We start from the raw sequence: 25,773 nt of genomic DNA on the forward strand, positions 1-25,773 counted from the left end.
ACCTACTGCAGATAGGTCATCGGATTGACCGGCGCGGAGTTCTTGCGCACTTCGAAGTGAAGCTGCGGCTGCTTGGCCGCACCGGACATGCCGGACGAGGCGATCTGCTGGCCACGCTTGACCTGCTGGCCGTGCTTGACGTCGATGTCCGAGACATGGCCGTAGACCGTCACCACGCCGTCGCTGTGACGCACGAGAATGGTCTTGCCCAGTTCCTTGAGCCCGTCAGCCGCGTAGATCACAACGCCATTCTCTGCCGCCTTGACGGGCGTGCCGTTCGGTACGGAGATATCGATACCGTCATTGGCCCGGCCGCCACTGTTGGAGCCAAAGGCGCTTACGACGCGCCCCTGTACCGGCCAGCGCATGGTCTTGACGCCCGTTGAATCCGGAGCTTTCGCCGTTTCGGTGGTCTCGATCTTGCGGATGGAGCCTTTATCGGGCTTCGCCGACTTTGTCGGAGGCGTGTATTCGGCGATCTTCTTGGCCGGAGCCGACTTGACCGTACTGGTCTTGACCGGATCGAGCGATTTGGCCGAAGCGACCGTGCTCTTCTCGGCGGACAGGCCCGGAATGATCAGCTTCTGCCCGATACGCACCGTATCGGTGGACATGCTGTTGACCTGCTTGATTGCCGCGACACTCGCCCCGGTACGGCGCGAGATTGCGGAAAGCGTGTCGCCCGCGACGACTGTGTAGAGCCCGCCATCACCCATGACCGCCCTGCGCGCCGGAGCCGGTGCCGGAGCCGGACTGTCGATCTTTCCGAGCGAAGCGACCTGCGTTCCCGGGCGGTTCTGCGGCCGCGGCGCGGCGTCGCCCACTGTCCCGACAGTCGACCGTGCCTTGGCGACCTTCGGATTCTTGTCCGGAGCCGAAACACCGGCATCGCGCGAATAGACATAGGTTGGAATGCGAATCTGCTGGCCGACATGCACCGATTTGGCGTCGGAGATGCCGTTGGCCTTCATGATCTCATCGGCAGGCACGCCATAGCGCCGCGACAGATTGTAGATCGTTTCGCCCTCGCGCAACGTCACCTGGGTCGCGCCATTGGACGACCAGCCACCGGCGCCGGACGAAGGTGCCGGAAGCGGCTTGGACTGTGTCGCAACCGACGCTGTCGTCATCTGAGAAACGTTGTTCGGTGCGTTGTAGGTCGGCGCATTGTAGCTCGGCGCCTGATAGGTCGGCGCGGCCGGCTGCTGTTGCTGCTGTGAATAGAGCGGTGCCTGCCCCCCGACTGCGCCAACGGGCTGCGGCGGCGAGGTGCGCCCGTCGGACGGTCTCGGAAGTCCCGCGCGGCCGACCTGTCCCGGCGCAATGCTGCCGGTGGACGACGGATCCACACCAGGGCTGTAGCTCGGCTGACCGTAACTGCCTTGCGAGGAAGCGACTTCCGACTGGGTCGGAATCGCGCCGGTATAGAAGCCGTCATTGAAACGGACCACGTTCGAACTGCATCCGGCGACAAGGCCGCCGATGGAGAGAATCGTTGCCGCCTTCAAAAGGCCCGGCATCGCTGAACTGGTGAATTTCTTACGCATCACGCCACTCACATCCATTCGGATCACAGCATGATTAAAGCGCGTTAATGTTACTGCACGGTTAAGCGCATGTTTGCGATTTCGAGTCCGTCTCGCGATTCCCGCTCTGCGTCACAGTATTGCGGGCAATCCGGACATCAATGGCTGGAAGCGCACCGTGCCGATATCCTCGCGCTCGAACCGGCTGCCGACCTTGGTCATGCGCACCAGGGACTGCGCCTGCTCTCCGCTGCCGATCGCGCAGATCATCGATCCACCCGAAACAAGCTGCTCGACGAAGCTTCGCGGAATCGAATCGAAAGCAGCCCAGCAGACGATCCTGTCGAAAGGCCCCTCACCGCTCCCCGACGAACCGTCGGCGTGGGTCGCGATCACATTGGTAAGCCCGAGGTGACGCATTCGATGGACCGCGTCGGCATGCAGCGTCTTGTAGCGTTCCACCGTGTAGACGCGCTTGGCCAGCCGCGACAGGACCGACGCGGTGTAACCGGATCCCGTGCCGATCTCCAGCACTCGCTGGGTCCCGTCCAGCCCCATCTGGTGGATGATGCGCGCCTGGAGGTCGATACCCTCGATCGTTTCCCCGCAGGCGATCGGGATCGTCCCCGTCCCCATCGCGATGGACGCGTAGGCCGCATCGACGAAATCCCGGCGCGGCACCGATTCGATGGCCGCCATCAAAGGCTTGTCGTCCAGTCCTGTGGCGCGCATGCGCAAGAGGAAGGCGGCGAAACCCTCCCGTTCGGCCTCGCTGACGGGACGCTTCGCATTCATGCAAGCGCCTCCGCCAGCCGGGCGGAAACCTCATGCGCCGTCAGATCGAGCTTCAGCGGCGTCACCGAAATGCGATTGCGCGCGAGCGCCATCACGTCGCTCTGGTCGTGCGCTTTCGAATAATCTCGTCCGAAACGGATCCAGAAATACGGCAACCCGCGGCCATCGGCGCGTTCCTCGACGGAGAGACCGTGCACAAGCTTGCCCTGCCGCGTGACATCGACACCCTCGATTTCGTCGATACCGCAATTGGGGAAATTCACATTCAGGAACGTGCCGGGATCCATGTCCACTTCGACGAGTTTCCGGAGTAGATCCGGCGCGTGATGCTCGACGACCTCCCACGGCACAACGCGGTGGCGGTTTTCGAAATTATAGGCCTGCGAAAGCGCGATCGACCGGATGCCCAGCAAAGTGCCCTCCATCGCGCCCGCCACCGTGCCGGAATAGGTCACGTCGTCGGCGAGGTTCGCACCAGAGTTCACGCCGGACAGCACGAGATCGGGCTTGCCCGGCATGACATGGGTCACGGCCATGATGACACAATCCGTCGGCGTTCCGCGCAGCGCGAAGCGCCGTTCGGAAATCTCGCGCAGCCGCAGCGGATCGTTGATCGTCAGCGAATGCGCCAGCCCGCTCTGGTCCGTCTCCGGCGCAACCACCCACACATCGTCGGAAATCGTTGCCGCGATGCGCTCGAGGGAAGCGAGCCCCTCGGCGTGAATGCCGTCGTCATTGGTGATCAGGATACGCATGATGCCCCGCTTTTAGCCGCCGATGATCTCCACGCCACCCATATAGGGCTTCAGCGCGTCCGGGACGCGAATCGTCCCGTCGGCATTCTGATAGTTTTCCATGACGGCGATGAGGGCACGACCCATCGCCACACCCGAACCGTTGAGTGTGTGAACGAACCGTGTCTCCTTCTCGCCCTCGGCACGGTAGCGCGCATTCATGCGACGCGCCTGGAAATCGCCGCAGACCGAGCAAGACGAGATCTCGCGATAGGCCTCTTGCCCCGGAAGCCAGACCTCGATGTCGTAGGTCTTGCGCGCGCCGAAACCCATGTCGCCCGTGCACAACACGACAGTGCGGAAATGCAGCCCCAGCCCCGCAAGGATCGCCTCCGCGCACTGAGTCATACGCTCATGCTCGTCGATCGAACTGTCCGCGTCGGTGATCGAGACCATCTCGACTTTATAAAACTGGTGCTGGCGCAAATAGCCACGCGTGTCGCGCCCGGCAGACCCCGCCTCCGAGCGGAAACAGGGCGTCAGCGCGGTGTAGCGACGTGGCAGCGTGGCCGCATCAACGATTACGTCGCGCACGAGATTGGTCAGCGAGACTTCCGCCGTCGGGATCAGCCAGAAACCTTCCCGCGTCTGGAAAAGATCCTCGGAAAACTTCGGCAACTGGCCGGTGCCGTACATGGCGTCATCGCGCACGAGCAGCGGCGGGTTCACTTCGGTGTAGCCGTGCTCCTGCGTGTGCATGTCGAGCATGTATTGTCCGAGCGCGCGTTCCAGCCGCGCCAGACCGCCCTGAATGACCGTGAAGCGCGAACCCGAGAGCTTCGCGGCGGTCTCGAAATCCATCTGGCCGAGCCCTTCGCCCAGCTCGAAATGCTCTTTCGGCGCGAAGTCGAAGACCGGCTTCTGGCCGCTCATGCGGATTTCGACATTGTCGTTCTCGTCCGCCCCGACCGGCACGTCGTCGAGCGGCAGGTTCGGAATACGCGACAGCGCGTCGTTCAACTCCGCTGTGAGCGCGCGTTCGGTCTCCTCGCCCGCCTGGATGAACGACTTGATCTCGGCGACCTCGGCTTTCAGCGCCTCCGCCTTTTCCGGCTCCTTCGCCGCCATGGCCGCGCCGATCTCCTTGGAGGCGGCGTTGCGGCGCGACTGCGCCTCTTGCAGCTTGGTGACATGCGCACGGCGCTTTTCGTCGAGTTCGATCAGGGTTGCGGCTTCGGGCGCCGCGCCGCGCTTCTTCAGCGCTTCGTCCAGCGCCTCTGCATTGTCGCGGATCCAACGGATGTCGAGCATGGCTCAAGTCCTGTCAAAATGAAGAATCTGGAAATCGGGTGGGATGTCGCCCGAAAGGCGGCGACGGTCAAGGGCAGCGCGCGCCGCGCCGCCCTCAGGACGACTTGGTGTCGTCGTCGTCTTCCGTCTCGCCTTCGTCGTCGGCTGCCTGCTCTCTCTGCTTGCGCTGTTTCTCGATATAGCGCGCCGAAAGGATCGACACTTCGTAGAGAAGGATCGTCGGCAGGGCGAGGCCGATCTGGGTCAGCGGGTCGGGAGGCGTCAGGATCGCCGCCGCCACGAAGGCGAAAACGATGGCGTATTTGCGCTTGTCGGCCAGCCCCTCGGTCGAGACGATGCCGGCGCGCGCGAGCAGCGTGATCGCCACGGGCAACTGGAACACCAGCCCGAACGCGAAAATCAGCGTCATGATCAGGCTGAGATATTCCGACACCTTGGGCAGATGCTGGATCGTCGCGATGCCCTCGCCGCCGGTCTGCTCCATCGACAGGAAGAACCACATCGCCATGGGAATGACCATGAAGTAGACAAGAGCCGCGCCGAGCAGGAACAGGATCGGCGTCGCGATCAGATACGGAAAAAACGCCTGTCGCTCGTTCCTGTAGAGGCCAGGCGCGATGAACGCGTAAAGCTGCCCGGAGATCACCGGAAACGCCAGGACCAGGCCGCCGAAAGCGGCGATCTTGATCCGCGTGAAGAAGAACTCCTGGGGTGCGGTGTAAATGAACCGCACCTCGTCATGGCCGAGCTCGAGCCAGTCCACGGCCCACTGGAAGGGAATTACCAGCAAATTGAAGATCTGCGCCGACACCGCGTAGCAGAGGATGAACGCGATGAAAAACGCGCCGACGCTCCACATGAGGCGGCCGCGCAATTCGATGAGATGCGACATCAGCGGCGCCGCCGATGCCTCCATTTGCGCTTCTTCGTCGGCCTTGCTCACGGCTGGTCCTTGCCGGCTGTCTTGCCCGCTTTCGATGCGGTTTTCGGTTTCGTGGTTCTCGTTGAGGTCGCGGACTTGGCTGCCGGGGATTTCGCTTTCGACGTTCCCGCCTTGCTGGCCGTCGTGGCCTTGCCGGTCGCGGGTTTGGCCGATGCCGTCTTGGTTGATACCGTCTTGGTCGACGCGGTCTTGGCCGCTCCCGCCTTCTTCGTCGAACTCGCCGTCGACGACGCCCGCGATTTCGTAGCCGTTTTAGCGGCCGCCGGTTTCGAGGTTGCCGCCTTGGCCTTGCCCGTGGCGGCCGGCTTCTTCGCCGGTGCGGTCTTGGCAGGTTCGGTCTTGGCCGGTTCCGTCTTGGCGGGCTCTGTGGTCTTCGCCGCGGCGGTGCTGTCCGAGGACGCGGCGGTCTTTGGTTTGACCGACTGTTCGGCTTCCGAGGTCGCCTTCTTCAATTCGCTGCTGATGTCCTCGCCGACCTTGCCGAGAGGTTTCAGCGTGTCCTTGATCTTCCCGCGCGGGTCGAGACTCTTCAGGTCGTTCGCGATGTTGCGCACGTCGTCGAGTTCGGCTTCCTTGAGCGCGTCGTCGAACTGGCGCCGGAAATCACCGGCCATCTTGCGCAAACTGCTCGTCGTCCGCCCGAAAGTGCGCAGCATCTTCGGAAGGTCCTTCGGGCCGACGATAACGATCAGCACGATGGCGATGACAAGAAGTTCAGTCCAGCCGAAATCCGGCAACATGGCGGCTATCCATCCGCGCCATGGCGCAGCCGTTCGAAACGGCCGGGCTCATGGCGCTTAAAGGCTGATCAGCTTTTGGTCTTCTCGGCGGTCGTCGTGTCGACAGACTCTTCGGACTTGTGCTCGACAGTCTTCGCCTTGTCCGCCTTCTCGTCGGGATCATCTGCGAGCCCGCTGCGGAAATTCTTAATGCCCTTGGCGACGTCACCCATCAAATCTGGAATTTTGCCGCGCCCGAACAGCAGCAACACAATTACCAGTACGATGAGCCACTGCCACCATCCAAACACACCCATGAGAATGAACTCCTCGAACCTCTGTTGTCCTGAGACACTTAGGCGTTTTCGTTTTCAGATTCAAACAGCATTATGTCCCCGGGACGTACATAAATGGTCACATCCCGGATACCGGCCGGCAGTTCGTCCGCCCGTATGCGCGCGCGCACCTGTTCGTCGGAGCCGGGGACAGCCAACACCAGCGATTCCGTCGAACCGAGGAACCGCCGACTGACGATGCGGCCGGGAACGCCGCCCGGCGCACCGTTGCCGCCACCGGCGCTGACTTCGAGCCCGACAGTTCGCACCGCCACCATCACGGCATCGCCTTCCGCACCGCGCGCGCAGTCGAACGTGCCGAGCGGCGTTGCCGCCTTCCCGCCGCGATTGACGGTCGAAAAGACGTTCAGCTCCGAAAAGAACCCGGCCACGAAGAGATTGCGCGGGTTGTGGTAGATTTCCTGCGCTGTCCCCGCCTGCACGATTTCTCCATGGTCGAGCAGCGCGATCCGGTCACCCATCCGCATCGCTTCTTCCGCGTCATGGGTCACGACAATCGCAGTGGCGCGGGTTTCTCGCAGGATCGCCAACGTCTCGGCGCGGACGCTATCCTTGAGGCGCGTGTCGAGGCCGGAAAACGGCTCGTCCATCAGGATCACGGACGGTCGGGGCGCCAGCGCGCGGGCCAGCGCGACCCGTTGCTGCTCGCCGCCGGAGAGCACGTGCGGATAGGACGAAATGTGATGTTCCAGACCGACGCGGCGGATCGCCGCAAGCGCCTCGCGGTTTGTGTCCGCGGAACTCAGGTCGCGCAAACCGAAGCGCACATTGTCAAAGATCGTCATATGCGGAAACAGCGCGAAATCCTGGAACATCAGCCCCACGGAGCGCTTTTCCGGCGGCATGAAGACCGTGTCCCCGGCGATCTCGCGGCCGTTCATCAGGACGCTGCCGCTGCTTTGCGCCTCCAGCCCTGCCGCAAGGCGCAGCAACGACGTCTTGCCGGAGCCTGACGGCCCCAGAAGACACAGGATCTCTCCGGGACTGGCAACCAGCGAGATGCCCTTCAGCGTGTGAACGTCACCATAGTGGAGATGGATGTCTCTGAAGGCCAGTTCGGCCGCAAAGGTGACACCGGTGCGCTGAAACGTGGAAGTCGGACTGTGGACCATCGATGCGACCGGGTTGATACGGGTGGACGTCGTGCGCCCGCCCCGTCTCAATCATCGCCGCCACCGGGTGTCAACAGACCGAGTTCCTCGAGGTCGATGTCCGTCAGTTCCTCTTCTTCCTCGGTCAACTCGTCGGGATCGAGCGACGGCATCGGCATGGAGAAGTTGGCGGGCATGCGCGAGGACAGCAGCCCCGCGCCCTTCAATTCCTCCATTCCGGGCAGGTCGCGGATTTCCGCCAGGCCGAAATGATCGAGGAAGTCGGTCGTCGTCCCGTAGGTTACCGGGCGTCCAGGCGTCTTGCGCCGGCCGCGCATCTTGACCCAGTTGGTCTCCATCAGCACGTCCAGCGTGCCCTTCGAGGTTTCCACCCCGCGGATTTCCTCCATCTCGGCCCGCGTGATCGGCTGATGGTAGGCGATGATCGACAGCACTTCGAGCGCCGCACGCGACAGCTTGCGCTGCTGCACTTCCTCGCGCTGCATGAGGAAGCCGAGATCGCCGGCTGTGCGAAACGCCCAGGCATTGTCGATACGTACGAGATTGACCCCGCGCTTGTCGTAGAACTCCCGAAGTTCTTCCATCAGCGCGCGAACGTCGACACCGTCCGGCAGGCGCTGGGAAAGCGCTTTTTCCGTAACCGGCTCGCTCGAGGCGAAGACGACCGCTTCGGCCATGCGCATGGCCTCGGCCTCCATCAGCCGTGCGGCTGGATTATCCGCCGTGATATCGACGGGCGCATTGTCATCGGCTACCGCCGGCTCTTCGAAATATCCGCCGAGCGCTTCCGCGCCGCCCGTTTCGTCGATCGTGTCGGTCATTGTTCCGTCCCCGGTCGGGCCATGTCCCGCATGTAGAGTGTCGCGAAGGGCGCGTCCTGGCGGATTTCCACCACCCTCTCGCGCACAAGTTCAAGACTCGCCGCAAACGCACTCGCCACGGCTGTCCGGCGCAATTCCGGCGTCGGCGCATACGCGGCGATATAGCTGTCCAGCGCCGTCCAGTCGCTCATCTCGCCGACAAGCTTGCGCAGGATTTCGCGCGCCTCCGTCAGCGACCACACCGCCCGCTTGGCGATCTCGACATGATCGATGGCGACGCGCTGGCGCTGCTGCGCGTAAGCGGTCAGCAGGTCATAAAGCGATGCATGATATTCGGACGTCTTCTCGACGATCACTGTTTCCGGCATGCCGCGGGCGAAGACGTCGCGCCCGAGACGGTTGCGGTTGATCAGCCGCGCCGCCGCATCGCGCATCGCCTCCAGCCGTTTGAGCCTGAATTGCAGGATCGCCGCCATTTCCTCGCCGGTCTGCTCTCCCTCCACCTTGGGATCAGGGATCAGCAGCTTCGACTTGAGGAAGGCGAGCCACGCAGCCATGACAAGATAGTCGGCCGCCAATTCGAGGCGCAACGCGCGCGCCTTTTCGATGAAGGTGAGATACTGGCGCGCCAGTTCGAGAACCGAGATCTGCGTGAGATCGACCTTCTGATGCCGCGCGAGATGCAGGAGAAGATCGAGCGGTCCTTCAAACCCTTCGACATCAACGACCAGCGACGGCTCGGACGACGACCGGTCGGGCCCGTTGTCCTGCCAGACGGCGTCCATCGGCGTCGGCTTGGCTGCCGCGCCTTTTCCGCCTTCCGCCTGTTGCTCCGTCGCGTTCAAGGGCATTGCTCCCGTTCAGGCGCTTACTCCGCGCCGCCGGCCGCGCCCCGATCAGGCCACCGCCGTGAATAATCCGTCCAGTTCGTCCCGCAAGCCGGCGACATGAGCCGTATCGTCGAGCCGTCCGTCATGGTCCGCGAGGCGTGAAAGCGCCGCTTGCGCCCGCTCCAACGCCTTGCCTTGCAAAACCGGCGTTTGCGCGGCGACCGCCTTCATCTCGTCCATGACGCCGTTGCAATGTAGGACAACATCGCAGCCCGCGCCAAAGATGCTTTCGGTGCGTTGCCCGAAATCCCCAGAAAGTGCGTGCATGGATACATCGTCGCTCATCAGGAGCCCGTCGAAACCGATTTCGCCGCGAATGATGTCGCGCACAACCGTCGGCGATGTCGTCGCGGGGCGCTCCGGATCGATGTCCGTATAGACGACATGGGCGGTCATCGCCATCGGCATGCCGGCCAGCGCGGCGAATGGCGGGAAATCATGCGCGCGCAACGCGGCAAGCGGCGTCTCGACCACAGGCAGCGCCTTGTGACTGTCGGAAAAGGCGCGTCCATGACCCGGGATATGCTTGATCACCGGCAGGACACCACCTTCCAGCAGGCCCTCTGCCGCCTCGCGGCCCAGCGTCGCAACAGTGTCCGGATCATGCCCGTAAGCACGGTCGCCAATGACATCATGCGCGCCTTCGACAGGTACATCCAGAACCGGCAGGCAATCGGCAGTGATCCCGAGAGGCCGCAGGTCCGCGGCATGAAGGCGCGACATCGTCCGCGCCGCGCGCATTCCTGTTTCCCTGTCCACGCGATAAAGCGCCCCGACCTCCGCGCCCGACGGGTAGCGATGGCGCGTGATCGGCTCGCGGATGCGCTGCACGCGTCCGCCTTCCTGATCAATGAAAACCGGCGCGTCCTCCCGTTCGACGACGGAACGGAATTGCGCCGTCAGCGCGCGGATTTCCTCGGCCGTCCCGATATTGCGGGCGAACAGGATCAGACCCCAGGGCCTCTCGCGGGAGATGAAGTCGATCTCGTCGTCGGAAAGCGCCGTTCCGGCACAGCCGACGATCATGGCTTTTGATTCGGTCATGGCGAATCATAGCCACATTGCCTGCAAACGAAAAAGGGCGGCTTCACGCCGCCCTGTCAGTTTCGCGGGAATTAGCGCGCCACGAAGCAACTGCCCCCGGCACGCTTGAGCGCCTCGCAGAGCGCGACCGCGTCCTGGCGGTCCGACGCGGCGACACGAACGCGATGGAATGTGCCCCGGCCTTCGATATCGGCCTGCTGAATGGTGATGGCGCGGCCACCGAATAGATTGCCGAAACGCCGCGACAATTCCGTCGCCGACTGCTGCGCAAGCGCGGCGGACGGCTGTGACGAGATCTGCACGGTGTAGCCGCTCGACGTCGCGGTGGTCGCCGGCTGCACCTGGGGAGCCGGTTGCGGTGCGGGCTGCGCAGACGCAGTCTGCGTCGGCTGCTCGGCCGGGCGTTCGGGAATGGAGGCCGGAGTGGGCAGGCTGCGCGACGATGTTTGCGTGTCCTGTGCCGGTGCCGGCGCGGTCTCGCCAGCCGCGGCCATCTCCTGCAATGCTTCGCTTTCGTCCGCGCTGACCGCCTGAGCCGGTTGCTCGGCTGCCGCCTGCGGCTGCGGATCACTGGCCGTCTCGGCGACCTGTGGCGCGGGTTGCGTTTCCACGGTCCGCGGCGCGGGCTGCGCTTCAGCGGCTGCCGGTTCGGGCTGCGGCGTCGGAACGAATGTGCCGTCCGGCTTCACGATCACCGTGCGCACGCGACGCGGCGACAAAAGCGCCTGCCCGCTATCCTGCGCTGCTGCGGCCTGCTCGCCGGCGTCCGGCATCAGCCGGTCCTCGACCTTCGCGGTTTCGATCACGCCGCTCGGCAGCGGCGCGTTGCCGGCCGACAGGTCGATCGGCTCCTCGGATGTCGATACGAGCGTCTCCTGGGTCGGCGCGGTTTCGCCATTGCCGTCGACTTCTCCGTAGACGGCGCGGTCCTGGTTCGGGACCTGTTTGCCGCCCGGGTCCTCCGGAACGATCTTGGTCGGCTCGGAGTCGGCGCGGACCAGCACGGGGCCGCCATCGTCGGTGACATCGCCACCGGACAGCATGAAAGCGCCCACAGCGCCGAGAACCGCGACACCGCCAACAACGGCGGCGATCATCATGCCGCGACTGGAACGCGCTCCTTCCGGCGGCAACGGGGCCGCGGCTGGCACATCGAGTTCGTCGTCGTAGTCCTCATACGGGCCGTCATCGTCATGCGCGTCGAGATCATGGGCCACATATTCCATGTCCCGCGCGAGATCGTCCTCGAGCTCGCCGATATCGAAGTCGGGTTCCGGCTCGGCTTCCGGTTCACCATAAGGTGCTTCGGCCTCGGCTTCGCTATATTGGGCATAGCCCGACAGCGCAGCGTTCAGTTCGGTCTCGATATCGACGGACGGCATGCGCCGCGGCTCTTCGGCCGGAATTTCCGGCAGGTCGAGCGGCTGCATGGCCTCGATGTCCGCGGCGGGCATTTCGGCAGTATCGAGCATCGGCGGCATCGCGGGACGAGCCGCGGCGGCGATTTCCTCGGCAGCGGATTCGATATCTTCGAGTGCCGCTTCCTCATCTGTGGCGGAGGCTTCATAGGCACGGTCGAGATCGAGTTCGTCCTCGATCGACAATCGCGCTTCGGCGTCGCCGCCGTCCTCCACCTGTTCCTGGGACATCTCGTCGAGCGAGATCGAAAGGCCTTCGCTCAATTCACTTTCGAAGGCGTCGAGAAGCGCGGAGTCCGCATCATTCTCCACAGGCGCAGGCTCGACTGCAGGTTCAAATTCGTTGTCATCGAACCAGAACGGCTTCGGTGCCGACGCCGGAACATCCGCGGTTGCTTCCGTCGGCGCCGGTGCCCAGTCTTCGAAGTCAGGCTCCGGCTCGACTGCCGGGCTGTCGAATTCCGCGCGTTCCACGAATTCTTCGAATGCCTGCGGCTCGTCCTGTGAAGTTTCGTCCACAAATAATTGCGGATCTGGCGTTTTTTCGGGCTCCCAATCGGCGTTCGCCTTGCCGCCGAGGCTGCCAAGAAGGTCGAGCAATTCGTCTTCCAGCGAATCGGGATCCTGCTGAGGCGCTGGTTCGGGCGCGGCCGAAAAATAAGGTTCCGGCGCGGATTCCGGCTGCGGAGCCTCCATGCGAGGCTCCGGATCGATCTGAAACAGTTCCGCTTCCATCGCGTCTGGCTCAACGTCCTGCGCAACGGCATCGGGTTCGGGCGCCGACGGTGCCGGCGGATCGAACATGCCGCCGAAATCCCGCTCGAACTCGGCTTCGAAATTCTCCGGTTCGTTCGTGACCGCAGGCCTGTCCGCAATCACGGGATCGGGCGCTTCGGAAAAATACTCTTCCGATTCAGGCTCTTGGCTTTCGCGACTGTAGGACTTCGGATAGTTTTCGAACTCGCGCAGCATCTCCTGCTCCAGATCGATCTGCTCGTCCGAAACAGCCTGCTCTTCCGACGTTTCCGCCGGGCGCGAAAACCCGATGATCTGCGACAGCTCGTAAAGCGGGTCATCCCGCGCGATGTCGCCGTCTCCGGAATTTTTGACGTCCAACTTGCGATTGGTTGCGTCCGTCATGCCATTACCCCGTACACCTTACCCCGGGACGCAAAGCCCCGATCACGCTCCTTGCCAGCGCATTATGGGCAAAAGGTGACAGGGTTTTACCGCATTTCAGCGGGTGAATCAGCCCCGACGAGCGCCAGCCCGGACCGCAGCACATTGAGAACGCCCTGCACCAGACCCAATCTGGCACCGGTCAATAGTGGATCGTTAACCTTAACAAAGCGTAAGGAGTCATCATCCGTCCCCCGGTTCCAGTGCCCGTGGAAGGTGCTGGCGAGGTCGTGGAGATAGAACGCGATGCGGTGCGGCTCATGCGCCTGCGCTGCGGCCTCGATCACCCGAGGATACTCGGCGAGTTTGCGGATCACCGCGATTTCGGCCTCGTCCGTGAGAAGGTCGAGCGACGACGGATCGGCCTCCACGGGCTTGCCGAACTGTTCGGCAGCCTGGCGGAATACCGAGTGGCAGCGCGCGCTGGCATATTGCACGTAGAAGACCGGATTGTCCTTGGACTGCTCCGTCACCTTGGCGAAATCGAAATCAAGCGGCTCGAGATTCTTCCGATAGATCATCATGAAGCGCACGGGATCGCGCCCGACCTCGTCGACCACGTCGCGCAGCGTGACGAACTGCCCTGCCCGCTTCGACATGCGTACCGGTTCGCCGTCGCGGAACAGCTTGACGAGCTGGCAGAGCAGCACCGTCAGCTTGACCTCGCCGCCCGAGACAGCCCGCGCCAGCGCTTCGAGGCGCTTCACATAGCCGCCATGGTCCGCGCCCAGCACGTAGATCATCTCTTCGAAGCCGCGCTTGTACTTGTCCATGAAGTAGGCAACGTCGGCGGCGAAATAGGTGTAGGACCCGTCCGACTTGACCAGCGGCCTGTCGATGTCATCCCCCACGGCGGTGGACCGGAACAGCGTCTGCTCACGATCTTCCCAGTCGTCCGGCACCTGGCCCTTCGGCGGCGGCAGCGTACCCTTGTAGACATGCCCCTTCATCGTCAGATCGTTGATGGCGGTACGAATGCGTTTTTCTCCGTCGGCATGCAGGTCCCGCTCGGAGAAGAAGACATCGTGATGAATGTTGAGTGCCGCGAGATCCTCGCGGATCATCGCCATCATCGCATCGATTGCCCGATCCTTGACGATGGCCAGCGCCTCGTCTTCCGGCATCTGCAACAGGTCGCGTCCGTATTCCTCCGCCAGCGTTTCGCCGACCGGAACGAGATAGTCACCCGGGTACAAACCTTCAGGGATTTCGCCGATGTCTTCGCCCAGCGCCTCGCGGTAACGCAGCAGCACCGACCGCGCCAGCACGTCGATCTGAACACCAGCATCGTTGATGTAGTATTCCTTGGTCACGTCGAAACCGGCGAAACCCAGCAGGTTCGCGAGCGTATCGCCGACCACGGCACCGCGGCAGTGGCCGACATGCATTGGCCCGGTCGGATTGGCAGAGACGTACTCCACGTTGATCTTCGCACCGCCACCGAGAGTGGACCGGCCGTAATCCTCCGCTTCCGACAGGATCGTCGTGAGCTGCTTGCGCCAAAAGCTGTCGGACAGCTTCAGATTGACGAAGCCGGGACCGGCGATCCCGGCCGTTTCGACATCGCCATCCTCGCCCAGCTTGGCCGCGATCTTCTCTGCGAGTTCGCGCGGGTTGGCGCCCGCCTGCTTTGCCAGGACAAGCGCGGCATTGGTCGCGATATCGCCATGAAGCGGATCGCGCGGCGGCTCGATCCCGAGCTTGGCGAGATCGAGCGTTCCGCCGTCCTTCGCCTCGATGCCTAGCGCATCCACGGCCTTGACGACCCGATGCCGAAACTCGGTGAAGATGTTCATGGTCATTGTCCTGGGTGATTTCTCCGAACCGGCTGACGGTTCGTCGGCGCGTGGCTAACGCAAATCCGGTGTGCGGTCAAACAAACGCCGGTGTTCCGATTGCGCGAAAGTATCCGTCATGCCGGCAAGATAGTCGGCGACGCGTCGGGCGAGCGCCGGTTCTTCCAGTTGCGAAAGATGCGCCGACCAGACGCCCCCCATCTTTTCCGGCTCCGCCATGAACGCCGAAAAAAGGTCGCGCACGATGTCCTCGGCCTGTGCCCGCACCCGCATGACATCAGAATGCCGGTACATGTTCGCGAACATGAATGCTTTCAGTTCCTTCTCCAGCGCGGCCATTTCCGGAGAGAACCGAACGATCGTCTCTCCCGCTTCGTGGACATCGGCGGAGGAACCCGGTCTCAGCCGCAGAAGCCCCTTCTTCGTTTCCGCGATCACGTCCTCGACCATGCGGGTGATCAGCCGTCGCGTCGTCTCATGCCCGCGTCGACTGTCGTCCAGACCCGGATAGCGGCTATCGACCTCATCGAGAATATCGCGCGGCAAGCCCACCTCGCGCAGCATGTCGAAGGTCAGCAATCCGGCCCGCAAACCGTCATCGATATCGTGTGTATTGTAGGCGATATCGTCGGAAATCGCCGCCATCTGAGCTTCCAGCCCCGCGTACCGGCCGATTTCGAGATCGTGCAACTCGCAGTAATTGAGGATCGTCGCCGGAACCGGCCCCTGCGTGTCCGCACCGGTAACGGGATCGCGCAATGGCCCGTTGTGCTTGACCAGCCCTTCCAGTGTTTCCCAAGTCAGGTTGAGCCCGTCGAACTCGGCGTAGCGCCGTTCCAGCCTCGTGACCACGCGCAGCGCCTGGGCGTTGTGATCGAAGCCGCCGAAATCGGCCATGCACTCATCCAGAACGTCCTCGCCGGTATGGCCAAACGGCGTATGCCCGAAATCGTGTACGAGCGCGATCGCTTCGGCGAGGTCCTCGTCGAGCCGGAATGCGCGGGCCAGCGCGCGGGCGATCTGCGCAACCTCGATCGTATGGGTCAGCCGCGTGCGGTAATGGTCGCCCTCATGGCTGAAGAACACCTGCGTCTTGTGCTTGAGGCGGCGAAAGGCCGTCGAATGGACGATGCGGTCGCGATCGCGCTGGAACTCGGTGCGGGTGCGGCTGCGCGCTTCCTCCGTAAAGCGCCCGCGGCTCTTGGCCGGATCGGTCGCGAAGACCGCCCGCTCGCCAAGACCGAAACCGATGCCTTGCAGCGTTTCATCCGAAACCGGTTGCATGAATGTGATTGCTCCCCTTGCCCGCCGCTTCTGCCCCGTATTGACGCGGACCGTGCCTCTTCATACCTATGGTGAAGCGTGTTGAACACAATACGAACCGAAACGTCCGGGGATATGACACGATGACCGCGCATCCGAAAATGGCAGAAAAGAACGTCACCGTGACGGATTCCTGCGCCGCGCGCGTCAGCAAGATCCTTGCTGGCGAACCGGATAACAACGCGCTTCGCATATCCGTCGAAGGCGGCGGCTGCTCGGGCTTCTCCTACAAGTTCGATCTGGTCCCCTCCGCCGAGGATGACGACATCGTCATCGAGAAGAACGGCGCGACCGTGCTGATCGACTCGCTGTCCATGGTCTACATGGCCGGTTCCGAGATCGATTTCGTCGATGACCTGATCGGCCAGTCTTTCCAGATCCGCAATCCGAACGCGGTCGCCAATTGCGGCTGCGGCACGTCCTTCTCGATCTGAGGCGGTCCGCCAAAAAAGGGCGAACCACCATTTATTCCACGCAGAGGCCTACTCCGCCGGTTCAGGCTGCTCCACGGCCGACACGCGGGCGCTGTCGGGAATGATCAGCGACAAGATGATCGCAGTCAGGCCGCTGAGCGTGATCGGCGTTGCAAACACACGCTGCACGATATCCGGCAATTGCTTGACCGCATCCGGCACAAGGGTCACGCCGAGGCCGAGACCGAACGACACCGCCATGATGTAGATCTTGCGCCGGTCGATTTCCTGAGACGCGAGAATTCGGATACCCGCCACCGCGATGGACCCGAAAAGCACCAGCGTCGCGCCGCCCAGAACCGATTTCGGGACGAGCAGGAAGATGCCGCCGATGATCGGGAAGAACCCGAGCACCACCAGAATGCCCGCGATGTAATATCCGACATGTCGGCTGGCCACGCCCGTCATCTGGATGACGCCGTTGTTCTGGCTGAAGGTCGTGTTCGGAAACGTGTTGAAAATCGCGGCGATCCCGGAGTTCACACCGTCAGCGAGGACACCGCCCTTGATCCGTTTCATATAGACCTCGCCCTCCACCGGTTCGCCGGAGATCACCGAGTTGGCCGTCAGGTCGCCCGTCGTCTCGATTGCCGTGATCAGGTAGACGAAAGCGATCGGGATAAAAAGCGCGAAATCGAACGAGAAACCGAACTTGAACGGTATCGGGATCGCGAAGAACGGTTGCGATCCGAAGCTGGAGAAATTCACCTGACCGAGAATCGCGGCGACGATGAAACCGGCCACAAGGCCGATCATGATCGCCGAAATCCGGATCATCGGGTTCTGCTGGAACGTCATCGCAAGGATAACGACCACCACCAGCAATCCGAGCATAAGGTTGATCGGGCTGCCGAAGCTCTCGCCTGCTCCCACGCCACCCGCGAAGTCGGTGAAACCGACCTTGACGAGACTGAGACCGATCACCGTGATCACGATTCCGGTTACGGTCGGCGTGATGATGCGGTCCATCTTGTCGATGAACTGGCTGAGGATGACTTCAACCAGGCAACCGACAAGACACAGGCCGAAAATCATCGCGAGGATGTCTTCCGGCGTTCCGCCCCGACCTTTGACCGCGAAACCCGCGGCAAGGATCGCGCCGAGGAATGCAAAGCTCGTCCCCTGAAGGCTGAGAAGTCCCGAGCCGACCGGCCCGACACGGCGACACTGTATGAAGGTCGCGACACCGGAAACGAAAAGGGACATCGCGATCAGGTATGGAACATGTTCGCCGAGGCCGAGAACGCCGCCGATCACCAGCGTCGGCGTCACGATACCGACAATGCTGGCCAGTATATGTTGCGCGGCAGCGAGAAAAGCCGGACCCGGCGGCGGCGTATCCGTCAGTGTATAGACGAGAGATCCATCCGTTTTTGCCTGATTATTCGCCATTTTGACCACCTATGCTCATTATCGCGTCCCCTTCGTCACGAAACTCCGCCCAAGGAAAAGCTGAGCATTAATCATGCCAATCCGGCTGTTCGGGCTCGGGAAACGGCTTTACGCGTCCGCCATGCGGGGATACCTACGGACGGACGGAATTGTGCGGAAACCGGAGCGTCACCGTGAAAATCGCGACCTGGAACATCAACGGCGTCAAGGCGCGGATCGACACGGTCATAAGCTGGCTGGAACAGTCTCAACCAGACATTGCCTGCCTGCAGGAGATCAAGTCGGTGGACGAGAACTTCCCGAGCGAGCCCTTCGAGGCGCTCGGCTACCATGTCGAGACCCATGGCCAGAAAGGGTTCAACGGCGTCGCCATCCTGTCGAAATTGCCCTTCGACGAGGTCAATCGCGGCCTGCCCGGCGACGATTCGGACGAACAGGCCCGCTTCATCGAAGGCGTTTTCTCGACGGAGAATGGCGTGGTGCGCGTCGTCTCGCTCTATCTGCCCAACGGTAATCCGGTCGACAGCGAGAAGTTTCCCTACAAGCTTTCCTGGATGGAGCGATTGCATCAATGGGCCGAGGCGCGCCTGGCACTTGAGGAGCCCTTTATCCTGGCCGGCGACTACAACGTGATCCCGCAACCGGAGGACTGCCGCGATCCGAAAGTGTGGGAGGGCGACGCGCTGTTCCGCCCGGAAAGCCGCTCGGCTTTCCGCCGGCTCGTCGGGCTGGGACTGACGGAAGCCGTGCGCAGCGTCACCGACGACCCGGGTGTCTACACCTTCTGGGACTACCAGGGCGGCGCCTGGCAGAAGAACAACGGCATTCGCATCGACCATTTGCTCCTGTCGCCGGAAGCCGCCAACCGGCTCCGCGCGGCAGACATCGAAAAGCATGTGCGCGCCTGGGAAAAACCGTCGGACCATGTGCCCGTGGTGATCGACTACGCCGCCTGAAAAGCAGCGTCTTTGCCGATCACTCGATGCGTGGTACCCTCCGCTCAGGAGGAACAGGCCATGATGCTTCGTTCTGCGCTTCTTTCCCTCACTCTCGCCGCGGCGTCCATCGCCGCGCAGCCGGCGCTGTCTGCGCCTGACTGCACATGCCGCGGGAACGGGCAGAATATTCCGGAAGGTCAGACTGTCTGCCTGAAAACAGCATCGGGCAACAAGCTCGCCCGCTGTGAGCGCGTGCTGAACAACACCTCCTGGAAAATGCTTGGCGAGGAATGCCCGGTTGCCCGGCTGCCGCGCCAATCGGCGTGGCCGGCTGCCATCAACAGCTGATCGTATTTGGTACGCGGGCAGCCTGCCTGAAGCGGATCAATTGCCCGAAGATTGGGCCGCCAGCGCGATCGCCGTACGGCGGTCTGCTTCGGAGGAGATCGCGAAGGCTTCTTCCTGCAGCGCACGAATCCAGTGCACTTCCGGATCACGCGCCTTGCCGAGCGCCCTCGTCATGAAAGAGAGGCCGCGCACGGTCTTGCCGGAATCGAATAGGATCTTTCCAAGCATCGCCTCCGCGCCGACATGGCCCTTGTTGGCGGCCAGATTGAACCAGCGCGCCGCCTGGACCGAATCGGTCGTCCCGCCCTCACCGCTTAAATACATGCGGCCCAGTTCGAACTGAGCATCCGCATCGCCGAACTGGCTCGCCGCCTGCAGGTAAAGCTGACGCGCCCGCAAGGGATCGGCACTAATCGGCGAGTTGGGGATGCCACGACGCAGATAACTCGCGAGCGACATCAGCGAATGCGCGATGAATGTCTCGTCGCGCGTACCTGGCGCCGCGCCTTCGTTGACGAGCCCTTCATAGAGCCGAAACGCCTCGTAGTCGTCTTCCTTCACGCCGTCGCCGGAGGCATACATTGTCGCCAGCTTCCAGCGGGCGCCGGCATGGCCGTGCTCGGCGGCATCGCGATAGGCCTTGAGAGCCTCGTCCTTGCGACCGCTCTTGTAGGCGGAGAAGCCGAACTTGAACATCGCCCACGGCCCCTTCTGGTCGCCGTCGGAGGATTGCGCGTAACTCGGCACGGTCTGCGCGGTGGCGAGACCAAGGGCCAGGCCGCACATTGCCACGAACGAAGCGCCAAAGGCGCGATGAGTGTTGCTTTTCTCAGACCGCATCGTGGTCATGATACTCGTTACTTCCCGGAGACCGGTGTGTCTGCGTGGCTCTTCTGCGCGATGTCGGCCTTGCGGCGACGTGACAGACCGGCCTTCGAAACGACTTCGGTGTCCATATATTCCTGTCCCTTGTCCCGCCAGATCGCTTGACCCGTCGCGAAACACCGTTGCGATGCGCCCGGTTTATGGCGGCAAATGGGCACAATGCCCGGCAGGCTTTCTAATCGGTTTCTTAGCGCAATAGTGTTGCCAATTCGTCACAAGATCTGCGCATCCGCGCATTCACGCGCCGGACACGGCAATCAAGCCACAAACGAAAACCCCGCCGCAATGCGACGGGGTTCGAAGTGGTGAATTCGGTGGATGATCAGAACTTGATCAGCAGATTGCCACCAAGCGCATAGGACCAGTCGTTCCCGACTGAATAGGCAAACGTGTCGCCAGGCCCATCCGCGCCAAGTTGTTGCGCAACCGACCCTGAGGTCAGATAGCTGACTGCGCCGCCAACGCTGAGCTTCGTATTGCTGTTTGCGGCAATCGCCAAGCCACCGCCCAGCGTCCAGGTATCCGTGAAGACATCCTCAGTCGTAGATACACCCTGATCCCACGTCAGGCTGAGCGAACCCGACACCATGTCGTTGAAGGCGTGCCCTACGCCACCAGAGACAGTCCAGCCATCCTTCCAGAAGTACTCCAAATTCGTATCCCTATCCCCGGTCGGAGGCGGAAAGGAAATCGTATAATCCAGTGTTTGGACCACACTCCAATCTGTCCATTTCACCGAACCAAAAGCCAACCATCCGGGCGCGATACCGGACTGGGCCTTCAATTCGACGGATTGCGGCAATCTGCCATGACCAAGAGTGGAGAAGTCCGCAGCCCCGCCTAACAGAGTGTCGCCAGTAGCTGTGTCAAAGAAACGAAAGCTTCCGCCCGGATCATGCTTGACACCTGATCGATACATAAGTTGTGCGCGAAGCGCGATTTCCGGAATCTCGTAGGCAACGCCTACACGATAACCAAGCTCATATTGACCGTTGAACGAAAGCGTACCGGAGTTCTCGCCTGCACTGCTCCCGCCAAAGGGCTCTAGTGGGCTACCAATACCGTTAAGATAGGTCATGTCTGCGAGACTGACAGTCTCGGAGTAGGTGAAATTCTCGCCGAAAACCCCACCGATAATCCATGCCCGACCTTTCCCTAGATCGAACTTGAACCCACAAGTCGCCCCAATTTCATTGGATGTGAAGTTCTTGGTGACCGTCCCGGTTCCATCGAGCCGGCCCGCCGCGATAGCCTGATCGCCGTAGGTAGCACCGCCACCATAAGCGTCAGTCATCGTCGCGGCACAGCGAAGATCATCATTCACATCAAGCTTAAATGCCAAAGAAGGAACGACGTAGGCGTCGCTATAGTCACCATCTGTTGCAGGCGCTCCACCAATCATCTCGTAGCCGCGTTGCGGCATCACGTAGACCGCCCCGAGCCGCGTAACAGCGCCACCTTCTTCATAAAGGATGTCGGTGTCGGCCGTGCCGCGGCTGAATCCTCCCGCCATCGCGACACTTGTCAGCGCAGTCGCGAAACCAAGACCGATTGTGATTGTTCTTATGCCCCTGGTCATATGTTCCTCCAAACCATGTAGTTACATAATTGCAGGAGCTCTTGCGCATTTTTCAAGCACATTCTGGCCAACGTGACGCCACATTCGGGCTCCGCCTCGAATGCGAAAATCTGCGATATTCGCAAAGTCCGGACCTTACGTTTACGTCAACGGGATGCCGGGCTCGAAATTCGACGAAAATGCCCGGTTTTTGCGATCATGGAGCCCAAAAAGGTCAGAAGACTCTGCAAATCGGCTATTGTTGCAAAACCGTCACATCGCATTGTTTTTTCCCGCCGAGGTTGCGATCGCGGCGGGAAAATGCCGTCGCGGATCAGCCGATCTGCTCGATTCGCGCCAGCGCGGCCTTGAGCGAATCACGCTCCGGCACGGCCTCGGCCAGTTTCTCGCGCTCTCCAGCGACGACCTCTGGCTTGGCGTTGGCGACGAATTTTTCGTTCGCCAGCTTGCCTTCGAGCTTCTTGATATCGCCTTCGATCTTGCCGATCGCCTTGGTGAGACGCGCGCGTTCCGCATCGACATCGATCAGGCCGCCCAGCGGCAGGCAGGCCGTCGCTTCGCCGACGACGATCTGCGCGGAGCCACGCGGCACCGCGCTTTCCACAACGATGTCCTCGACACGCGCCAGGCGCTTGATCGCCGGTTCGTGGCGCAGCAGCCTTGCGCGGGTCTCCTCTGCAGCATCGACCATAACCAGCGGTGCGGTCGCCGAAGCCGGCACGTTCATTTCGGAGCGAACGGACCGGATACCGGTGACGAGGTCGATCAGCCAGTTGATCTCGCCGGCCGCATCATCGTCCTCGAATTCGGAATGCGGCCATTCGGCGTGGCAGATCAGCGCCTGCCGGTCCTCGGCAGTCAGCGCCCACAATTCCTCCGTCATGAACGGCATGAACGGGTGGAGCAGCTTATAGACCTCGTCGAGCACATAGCCCGCGCAGGCCTGCGCTTCCTTCTTGGCGTCCTCGTCGTCGCCGTTGAAGATCGGCTTGAGCAGTTCCAGGTACCAGTCGCAGAACGTGTTCCAGACGAAACGGTAGGCCGCGCCGGCCGCCTCGTTGAACCGGTACTGGTCGATTCCCGCCGAGACGTCCCGCGATGCCCGCGACAGTTCCGTCAGGATCCAGCGGTTGATCTGCAGCTTCGCGTCTTCCGGGCGGAAATCCGGGGCATGTACCACACCGTTCATCTCCGCGAAGCGCGTCGCGTTCCAAAGCTTGGTGCCGAAATTGCGGTAGCCGGCGATACGCGCCGGATCGAGCTTCACGTCCCTGCCCTGCGCCGCCATGATCGCCAGCGTGAAACGCAACGCGTCCGCACCGTATTCCTCGATCAGTTCCAGCGGATCGATGACGTTGCCCTTCGACTTCGACATCTTGGCGCCGAACTTGTCGCGGACCAGCGCATGGACATAGACGGTGTCGAACGGCTCGACGGGCGTGCCCTCGTCATCCTTCATGAAATGAAGGCCCATCATCATCATCCGGGCGACCCAGAAGAAGATGATGTCGAAGCCGGTCACCAGCACATTGGTCGGATACCAGGTCTTCAGCGCTTCTGTCTGTTCCGGCCAGCCAAGCGTCGAAAAGGGCCACAGGGCCGAGGAGAACCACGTGTCGAGCACGTCCTCGTCGCGGACGAGTTCGACATCCTCGCCATAATGCGCCTTCGCGGCGGCGGCGGCTTCGGCCTCGCTCTTTTCGACGAATACCGTCCCATCGGGACCGTACCAAGCCGGGATCTGGTGCCCCCACCAGAGCTGGCGCGAGACGCACCAGGGCTGGATGTTCTCCATCCAGTTGAAATAGGTGTTTTCCCAGCTCTTCGGCACGAACTGCGTGCGGCCTTCACGCACCGAGGCAATCGCCGGTTTCGCCAGTGTCGCCGCGTCGACATACCACTGGTCGGTCAGGTAAGGCTCGATCGGCACGCCGCCCCGGTCGCCATGCGGCACCTGGTGCGTGTGCGGCTCCACGGCGGCGAGCAGCCCGCCTTCTTCCATGAGCCTGACCACCAGATCGCGCGCCGCAAACCGGTCCATGCCGTCGAGCTGGTCCCAGACACCACGCTGCGTGTCGGTCGGCGTCAAACCGTCGAGGAAATCCGCATTGCCTGTCAGCGTCACGGCGCCGTCGATCGTCAGAATGTTGATCGCAGGAAGATCCTGCCGTTTGCCGACCTCGAAATCGTTGAAGTCATGCGCGGGCGTCATCTTCACCGCGCCCGTACCGGCCTCCGGATCGGGATATTCGTCTGCGACGATCGGGATGCGCCGGCCGACGAGCGGCAGCACGACATGCTTGCCGACGAGATCCCTGTAGCGCGGGTCGTCCGGGTGCACGGCAACGCCGGTATCGCCCAGCATGGTCTCCGGACGCGTGGTCGCCACGACAAGGTAGTCGCGCGTTTCGTAGCCGGCTGGCTCGCCGTCGGACGGCTTCCACGCCGTGCGATTGCCTTCCTCGTCAAGATTGTACGGGTGCTCGTAGGTCGCGCCGTCTGCCAGCGGATAGCGGAAATGCCAGAGGTTGCCGTCGATTTCCTTCTGCTCCACCTCGAGATCGGAAATCGCCGTGTGCAGCTTCGGGTCCCAGTTGACCAGCCGCTTGTCCTTGTAGATCAGCCCTTCCTTGTAGAGCCTGACAAACACCTCCAGAACGGCCTCGGAAAGCCCATCATCCATGGTGAAACGTTCGCGCGACCAGTCGCAGGACGCGCCGAGACGTTTCAGCTGGTTGAAGATCATGCCGCCGGATTCGTTCTTCCACTGCCAGACGCGCTCGATGAACTTTTCGCGGCCCATCTGCCTGCGGCTCATGTTCTCGCCGCTCTCGGCCAGTTGCCGCTCCACGACCATCTGCGTCGCGATGCCGGCATGGTCCATGCCCGGCTGCCAAAGCACGTTGCGGCCATTCATCCGCTGGTAGCGGATCATGATGTCCTGCAGCGTGTTGTTGAGCGCATGGCCCATATGCAGCGAACCGGTAACGTTCGGCGGCGGAATCACGATGCAGAAGGGGTCGGCGCCTTCTTTGGCACCGGCGCCGGCGACGAAGGCGTCGGCATCCTCCCAGATTTTGGCAATTCTCGGTTCGACGCTGGCAGCGTCAAAGGTCTTGTCAAGCATGTGGAAATGTCCGCGAGCGAAGTCGGTGGTTCAGCGCCCGTGTAAATCCGAAGCCCGCGCGCCTGTCAACAAAGCGGGAAGGCGTCAGGCGGTGCGGGGCTCGCCGCGAGCGATGCGTTCGATCTCGGCGCGCACGAGCCTTTCGACCAGCGACGGAAGGTTATTGTCGAGCCATTCCTGCAGCATCGGCCGCAGCATGTCCTCGGCCATGGCGTCCAGATCCGGAATGTCGCGCCGCTGCGTTATGCCGGACAGGCTGGAAAGCGATTGCGATACGGTTTGAGAAACCGCGTCTGACACCAGCGCTGACGTGCGGCCAACGGCCGAGGGATGTGGCGTTTCGGCTTCGACCGTTCCCCGCAGGAGATTACCGACTTCCCGGAATGCGCCGTCGTCGGCCTCGGTGAACCGGGAATCGTACTTGGCCCGCCGCTCGGCCAGGAGATCGCGGTCGATCTCGGAGAATTCAACGGTCAGTTCCGCTTCAGCCTCGGAAATGTCCGGCGTCGCGGCACTTTCCGCCGGCGTCCTGACAGTATCGTCATCTTGAACGGTCTCCGGGAATGCGGTCACATCATCCACAGCTTCGGGCGTAACCGCTTCGTCAGAACGCGCGGGCTTCGATGCTTCGATTTCCTGCGCAAGATAGGCGGTCACCGCTGCGGCGATGTCGTCTTCCGGGCTTCTGACTTGATCCGGGCTCTTAACCGGGACCTCGGCCGCCGGCTTTGGCACATCCAGCTTCGGGGTATTCAGCTTCGGCGCATCCGTCCTGGGCTCTTCCCTCACCTGCGAAAGCGGTGTCCGGGGCTGCTGCGGCGACATCGCCTGCGGTGCGCGCGGACGAACGGCTTCCGCGTCGTTGGCCGGCGCGGGCGGCACGGTGACAATCGGGTCCGCCGGCTTCGGCGCAACCGCCTCGACCTTCGGTTCCTCGGGCGGTCTGGACTGCGTCTCGCCGGCGTCGATAATCTTCCTGATCGACGCCAGGATCTCGTCCATCGAGGGTTGTTCGCGTAACGCGCTGCTCTGTGACATCAGTCTTACCATCGCCCTGGATTCGC

22 protein-coding genes are annotated in these 25,773 nt (G+C 62.3%); 3 read left to right on the top strand and 19 right to left on the bottom strand.

Annotated features, from left to right (window positions below; all coding sequences use genetic code 11):
• Nucleotides 1–2: 2 nt before the first annotated feature.
• The 14 genes from LC343_RS15255 to LC343_RS15320 form a co-directional block, all read right to left on the bottom strand.
• Nucleotides 3–1,547, bottom strand: coding sequence for a LysM peptidoglycan-binding domain-containing M23 family metallopeptidase (locus tag LC343_RS15255; RefSeq protein ID WP_223478013.1), 1,545 nt, complete (start codon nucleotides 1,545–1,547; stop codon nucleotides 3–5).
• A 111-nt stretch (nucleotides 1,548–1,658) separates the two neighbouring features.
• Nucleotides 1,659–2,321 carry a protein-L-isoaspartate(D-aspartate) O-methyltransferase gene (locus tag LC343_RS15260; RefSeq protein ID WP_223478014.1) on the bottom strand — a complete coding sequence of 221 codons (663 nt, stop codon included), beginning with the start codon at nucleotides 2,319–2,321 and terminating at the stop codon, nucleotides 1,659–1,661.
• A complete protein-coding gene (surE, locus tag LC343_RS15265; RefSeq protein WP_223478015.1) occupies nucleotides 2,318–3,076 on the bottom strand; it encodes a 5'/3'-nucleotidase SurE in 759 nt (252 codons plus the stop codon). Before surE ends, LC343_RS15260 begins: the two co-directional genes overlap by 4 nt.
• A 12-nt stretch (nucleotides 3,077–3,088) precedes the next feature.
• Complete coding sequence (serS, locus tag LC343_RS15270) at nucleotides 3,089–4,366, bottom strand: serine--tRNA ligase (protein ID WP_223478016.1); 1,278 nt, start codon at nucleotides 4,364–4,366, stop codon at nucleotides 3,089–3,091.
• A 94-nt stretch (nucleotides 4,367–4,460) separates the two neighbouring features.
• Nucleotides 4,461–5,282 (bottom strand): twin-arginine translocase subunit TatC, encoded by an 822-nt coding sequence (tatC, locus tag LC343_RS15275; protein ID WP_223478107.1) that lies wholly within the window; start codon nucleotides 5,280–5,282, stop codon nucleotides 4,461–4,463.
• A gap of 23 nt (nucleotides 5,283–5,305) precedes the next feature.
• Nucleotides 5,306–6,049 (bottom strand): Sec-independent protein translocase protein TatB, encoded by a 744-nt coding sequence (gene tatB / locus LC343_RS15280; RefSeq protein ID WP_223478017.1) that lies wholly within the window; start codon nucleotides 6,047–6,049, stop codon nucleotides 5,306–5,308.
• Between the two features lie 68 nt (nucleotides 6,050–6,117).
• Nucleotides 6,118–6,345 (bottom strand): twin-arginine translocase TatA/TatE family subunit, encoded by a 228-nt coding sequence (locus LC343_RS15285; RefSeq protein WP_223478018.1) that lies wholly within the window; start codon nucleotides 6,343–6,345, stop codon nucleotides 6,118–6,120.
• 38 nt (nucleotides 6,346–6,383) lie between these two features.
• Nucleotides 6,384–7,496: an ABC transporter ATP-binding protein gene (locus tag LC343_RS15290; protein WP_223478019.1), complete on the bottom strand. Its 1,113-nt coding sequence runs from the start codon at nucleotides 7,494–7,496 to the stop codon at nucleotides 6,384–6,386.
• 47 nt (nucleotides 7,497–7,543) lie between these two features.
• Nucleotides 7,544–8,317, bottom strand: a complete 774-nt coding sequence (gene scpB, locus LC343_RS15295) for an SMC-Scp complex subunit ScpB (protein WP_223478020.1) — start codon at nucleotides 8,315–8,317, stop codon at nucleotides 7,544–7,546.
• A complete protein-coding gene (locus tag LC343_RS15300) occupies nucleotides 8,314–9,102 on the bottom strand; it encodes a segregation and condensation protein A (protein ID WP_223478108.1) in 789 nt (262 codons plus the stop codon). The genes scpB and LC343_RS15300 overlap by 4 nt, the downstream gene beginning before the upstream one ends.
• 111 nt (nucleotides 9,103–9,213) lie before the next feature.
• The gene (gene nagZ / locus LC343_RS15305) at nucleotides 9,214–10,251 is read right to left on the bottom strand and encodes a beta-N-acetylhexosaminidase (RefSeq protein ID WP_223478021.1); all 1,038 of its coding nucleotides are present in this window, start codon (nucleotides 10,249–10,251) and stop codon (nucleotides 9,214–9,216) included.
• A gap of 71 nt (nucleotides 10,252–10,322) precedes the next feature.
• On the bottom strand, nucleotides 10,323–12,809 hold the full coding sequence (locus tag LC343_RS15310; RefSeq protein ID WP_223478022.1) for an SPOR domain-containing protein: 2,487 nt from the start codon (nucleotides 12,807–12,809) through the stop codon (nucleotides 10,323–10,325).
• Between the two features lie 86 nt (nucleotides 12,810–12,895).
• Nucleotides 12,896–14,644, bottom strand: a complete 1,749-nt coding sequence (gene argS, locus LC343_RS15315; protein WP_223478109.1) for an arginine--tRNA ligase — start codon at nucleotides 14,642–14,644, stop codon at nucleotides 12,896–12,898.
• Nucleotides 14,645–14,698: 54 nt separating this feature from the next.
• The gene (locus tag LC343_RS15320; protein ID WP_223478023.1) at nucleotides 14,699–15,928 is read right to left on the bottom strand and encodes a deoxyguanosinetriphosphate triphosphohydrolase; all 1,230 of its coding nucleotides are present in this window, start codon (nucleotides 15,926–15,928) and stop codon (nucleotides 14,699–14,701) included.
• A 140-nt stretch (nucleotides 15,929–16,068) separates the two neighbouring features.
• Here LC343_RS15320 and erpA point away from each other — a divergent pair, with 140 nt between their 5' ends.
• Nucleotides 16,069–16,401, top strand: a complete 333-nt coding sequence (gene erpA, locus LC343_RS15325; RefSeq protein ID WP_223478110.1) for an iron-sulfur cluster insertion protein ErpA — start codon at nucleotides 16,069–16,071, stop codon at nucleotides 16,399–16,401.
• A gap of 48 nt (nucleotides 16,402–16,449) precedes the next feature.
• On the opposite strand, the gene LC343_RS15330 is transcribed toward erpA, so the two are convergent.
• The gene (locus LC343_RS15330) at nucleotides 16,450–17,832 is read right to left on the bottom strand and encodes a nucleobase:cation symporter-2 family protein (RefSeq protein ID WP_223478024.1); all 1,383 of its coding nucleotides are present in this window, start codon (nucleotides 17,830–17,832) and stop codon (nucleotides 16,450–16,452) included.
• A gap of 173 nt (nucleotides 17,833–18,005) precedes the next feature.
• On the opposite strand from LC343_RS15330, the gene xth reads away from it, so the two are divergent.
• Together xth and LC343_RS15340 are read left to right on the top strand one after the other, a co-directional pair.
• Entirely contained in the window at nucleotides 18,006–18,788 is a 783-nt protein-coding gene (xth, locus tag LC343_RS15335; RefSeq protein ID WP_223478025.1) for an exodeoxyribonuclease III, read from the top strand.
• 60 nt (nucleotides 18,789–18,848) lie between these two features.
• The gene (locus LC343_RS15340; RefSeq protein WP_223478026.1) at nucleotides 18,849–19,118 is read left to right on the top strand and encodes a hypothetical protein; all 270 of its coding nucleotides are present in this window, start codon (nucleotides 18,849–18,851) and stop codon (nucleotides 19,116–19,118) included.
• 36 nt (nucleotides 19,119–19,154) lie between these two features.
• On the opposite strand, the gene LC343_RS15345 is transcribed toward LC343_RS15340, so the two are convergent.
• From LC343_RS15345 to LC343_RS15360, 4 genes are all read right to left on the bottom strand, one after another.
• Entirely contained in the window at nucleotides 19,155–19,904 is a 750-nt protein-coding gene (locus LC343_RS15345; RefSeq protein WP_425420038.1) for a tetratricopeptide repeat protein, read from the bottom strand.
• Nucleotides 19,905–20,325: 421 nt separating this feature from the next.
• Complete coding sequence (locus LC343_RS15350) at nucleotides 20,326–21,582, bottom strand: OmpP1/FadL family transporter (RefSeq protein ID WP_223478027.1); 1,257 nt, start codon at nucleotides 21,580–21,582, stop codon at nucleotides 20,326–20,328.
• 313 nt (nucleotides 21,583–21,895) lie between these two features.
• Nucleotides 21,896–24,709: a valine--tRNA ligase gene (locus LC343_RS15355; RefSeq protein WP_223478028.1), complete on the bottom strand. Its 2,814-nt coding sequence runs from the start codon at nucleotides 24,707–24,709 to the stop codon at nucleotides 21,896–21,898.
• Nucleotides 24,710–24,793: 84 nt separating this feature from the next.
• Nucleotides 24,794–25,747 carry a DUF2497 domain-containing protein gene (locus tag LC343_RS15360; protein ID WP_223478029.1) on the bottom strand — a complete coding sequence of 318 codons (954 nt, stop codon included), beginning with the start codon at nucleotides 25,745–25,747 and terminating at the stop codon, nucleotides 24,794–24,796.
• Between the last annotated feature and the right edge of the window lie 26 nt (nucleotides 25,748–25,773).

This window comes from Oricola indica (genome assembly GCF_019966595.1).
Classification (GTDB): domain Bacteria; phylum Pseudomonadota; class Alphaproteobacteria; order Rhizobiales; family Rhizobiaceae; genus Oricola; species Oricola indica.

Bases quoted from the DNA above. Each gene is read 5' to 3' on its own strand.
- LC343_RS15260 (WP_223478014.1), bottom strand. From the start codon at position 2,321: ATGAATGCGAAGCGTCCCGTCAGCGAGGCCGAACGGGAGGGTTTCGCC.
- LC343_RS15360 (WP_223478029.1), bottom strand. From the start codon at position 25,747: ATGTCACAGAGCAGCGCGTTACGCGAACAACCCTCGATGGACGAGATC.
- surE (WP_223478015.1), bottom strand. From the start codon at position 3,076: ATGCGTATCCTGATCACCAATGACGACGGCATTCACGCCGAGGGGCTC.
- LC343_RS15330 (WP_223478024.1), bottom strand. From the start codon at position 17,832: ATGGCGAATAATCAGGCAAAAACGGATGGATCTCTCGTCTATACACTG.
- scpB (WP_223478020.1), bottom strand. From the start codon at position 8,317: ATGACCGACACGATCGACGAAACGGGCGGCGCGGAAGCGCTCGGCGGA.
- LC343_RS15310 (WP_223478022.1), bottom strand. From the start codon at position 12,809: ATGACGGACGCAACCAATCGCAAGTTGGACGTCAAAAATTCCGGAGAC.
- argS (WP_223478109.1), bottom strand. From the start codon at position 14,644: ATGAACATCTTCACCGAGTTTCGGCATCGGGTCGTCAAGGCCGTGGAT.
- serS (WP_223478016.1), bottom strand. From the start codon at position 4,366: ATGCTCGACATCCGTTGGATCCGCGACAATGCAGAGGCGCTGGACGAA.
- LC343_RS15345 (WP_425420038.1), bottom strand. From the start codon at position 19,904: ATGTGCGGCCTGGCCCTTGGTCTCGCCACCGCGCAGACCGTGCCGAGT.
- LC343_RS15355 (WP_223478028.1), bottom strand. From the start codon at position 24,709: ATGCTTGACAAGACCTTTGACGCTGCCAGCGTCGAACCGAGAATTGCC.
- LC343_RS15285 (WP_223478018.1), bottom strand. From the start codon at position 6,345: ATGGGTGTGTTTGGATGGTGGCAGTGGCTCATCGTACTGGTAATTGTG.
- erpA (WP_223478110.1), top strand. From the start codon at position 16,069: ATGGCAGAAAAGAACGTCACCGTGACGGATTCCTGCGCCGCGCGCGTC.
- nagZ (WP_223478021.1), bottom strand. From the start codon at position 10,251: ATGACCGAATCAAAAGCCATGATCGTCGGCTGTGCCGGAACGGCGCTT.
- tatC (WP_223478107.1), bottom strand. From the start codon at position 5,282: ATGGAGGCATCGGCGGCGCCGCTGATGTCGCATCTCATCGAATTGCGC.
- LC343_RS15300 (WP_223478108.1), bottom strand. From the start codon at position 9,102: ATGGACGCCGTCTGGCAGGACAACGGGCCCGACCGGTCGTCGTCCGAG.
- LC343_RS15350 (WP_223478027.1), bottom strand. From the start codon at position 21,582: ATGACCAGGGGCATAAGAACAATCACAATCGGTCTTGGTTTCGCGACT.
- tatB (WP_223478017.1), bottom strand. From the start codon at position 6,049: ATGTTGCCGGATTTCGGCTGGACTGAACTTCTTGTCATCGCCATCGTG.
- LC343_RS15320 (WP_223478023.1), bottom strand. From the start codon at position 15,928: ATGCAACCGGTTTCGGATGAAACGCTGCAAGGCATCGGTTTCGGTCTT.
- LC343_RS15340 (WP_223478026.1), top strand. From the start codon at position 18,849: ATGATGCTTCGTTCTGCGCTTCTTTCCCTCACTCTCGCCGCGGCGTCC.
- LC343_RS15255 (WP_223478013.1), bottom strand. From the start codon at position 1,547: ATGCGTAAGAAATTCACCAGTTCAGCGATGCCGGGCCTTTTGAAGGCG.
- LC343_RS15290 (WP_223478019.1), bottom strand. From the start codon at position 7,496: ATGGTCCACAGTCCGACTTCCACGTTTCAGCGCACCGGTGTCACCTTT.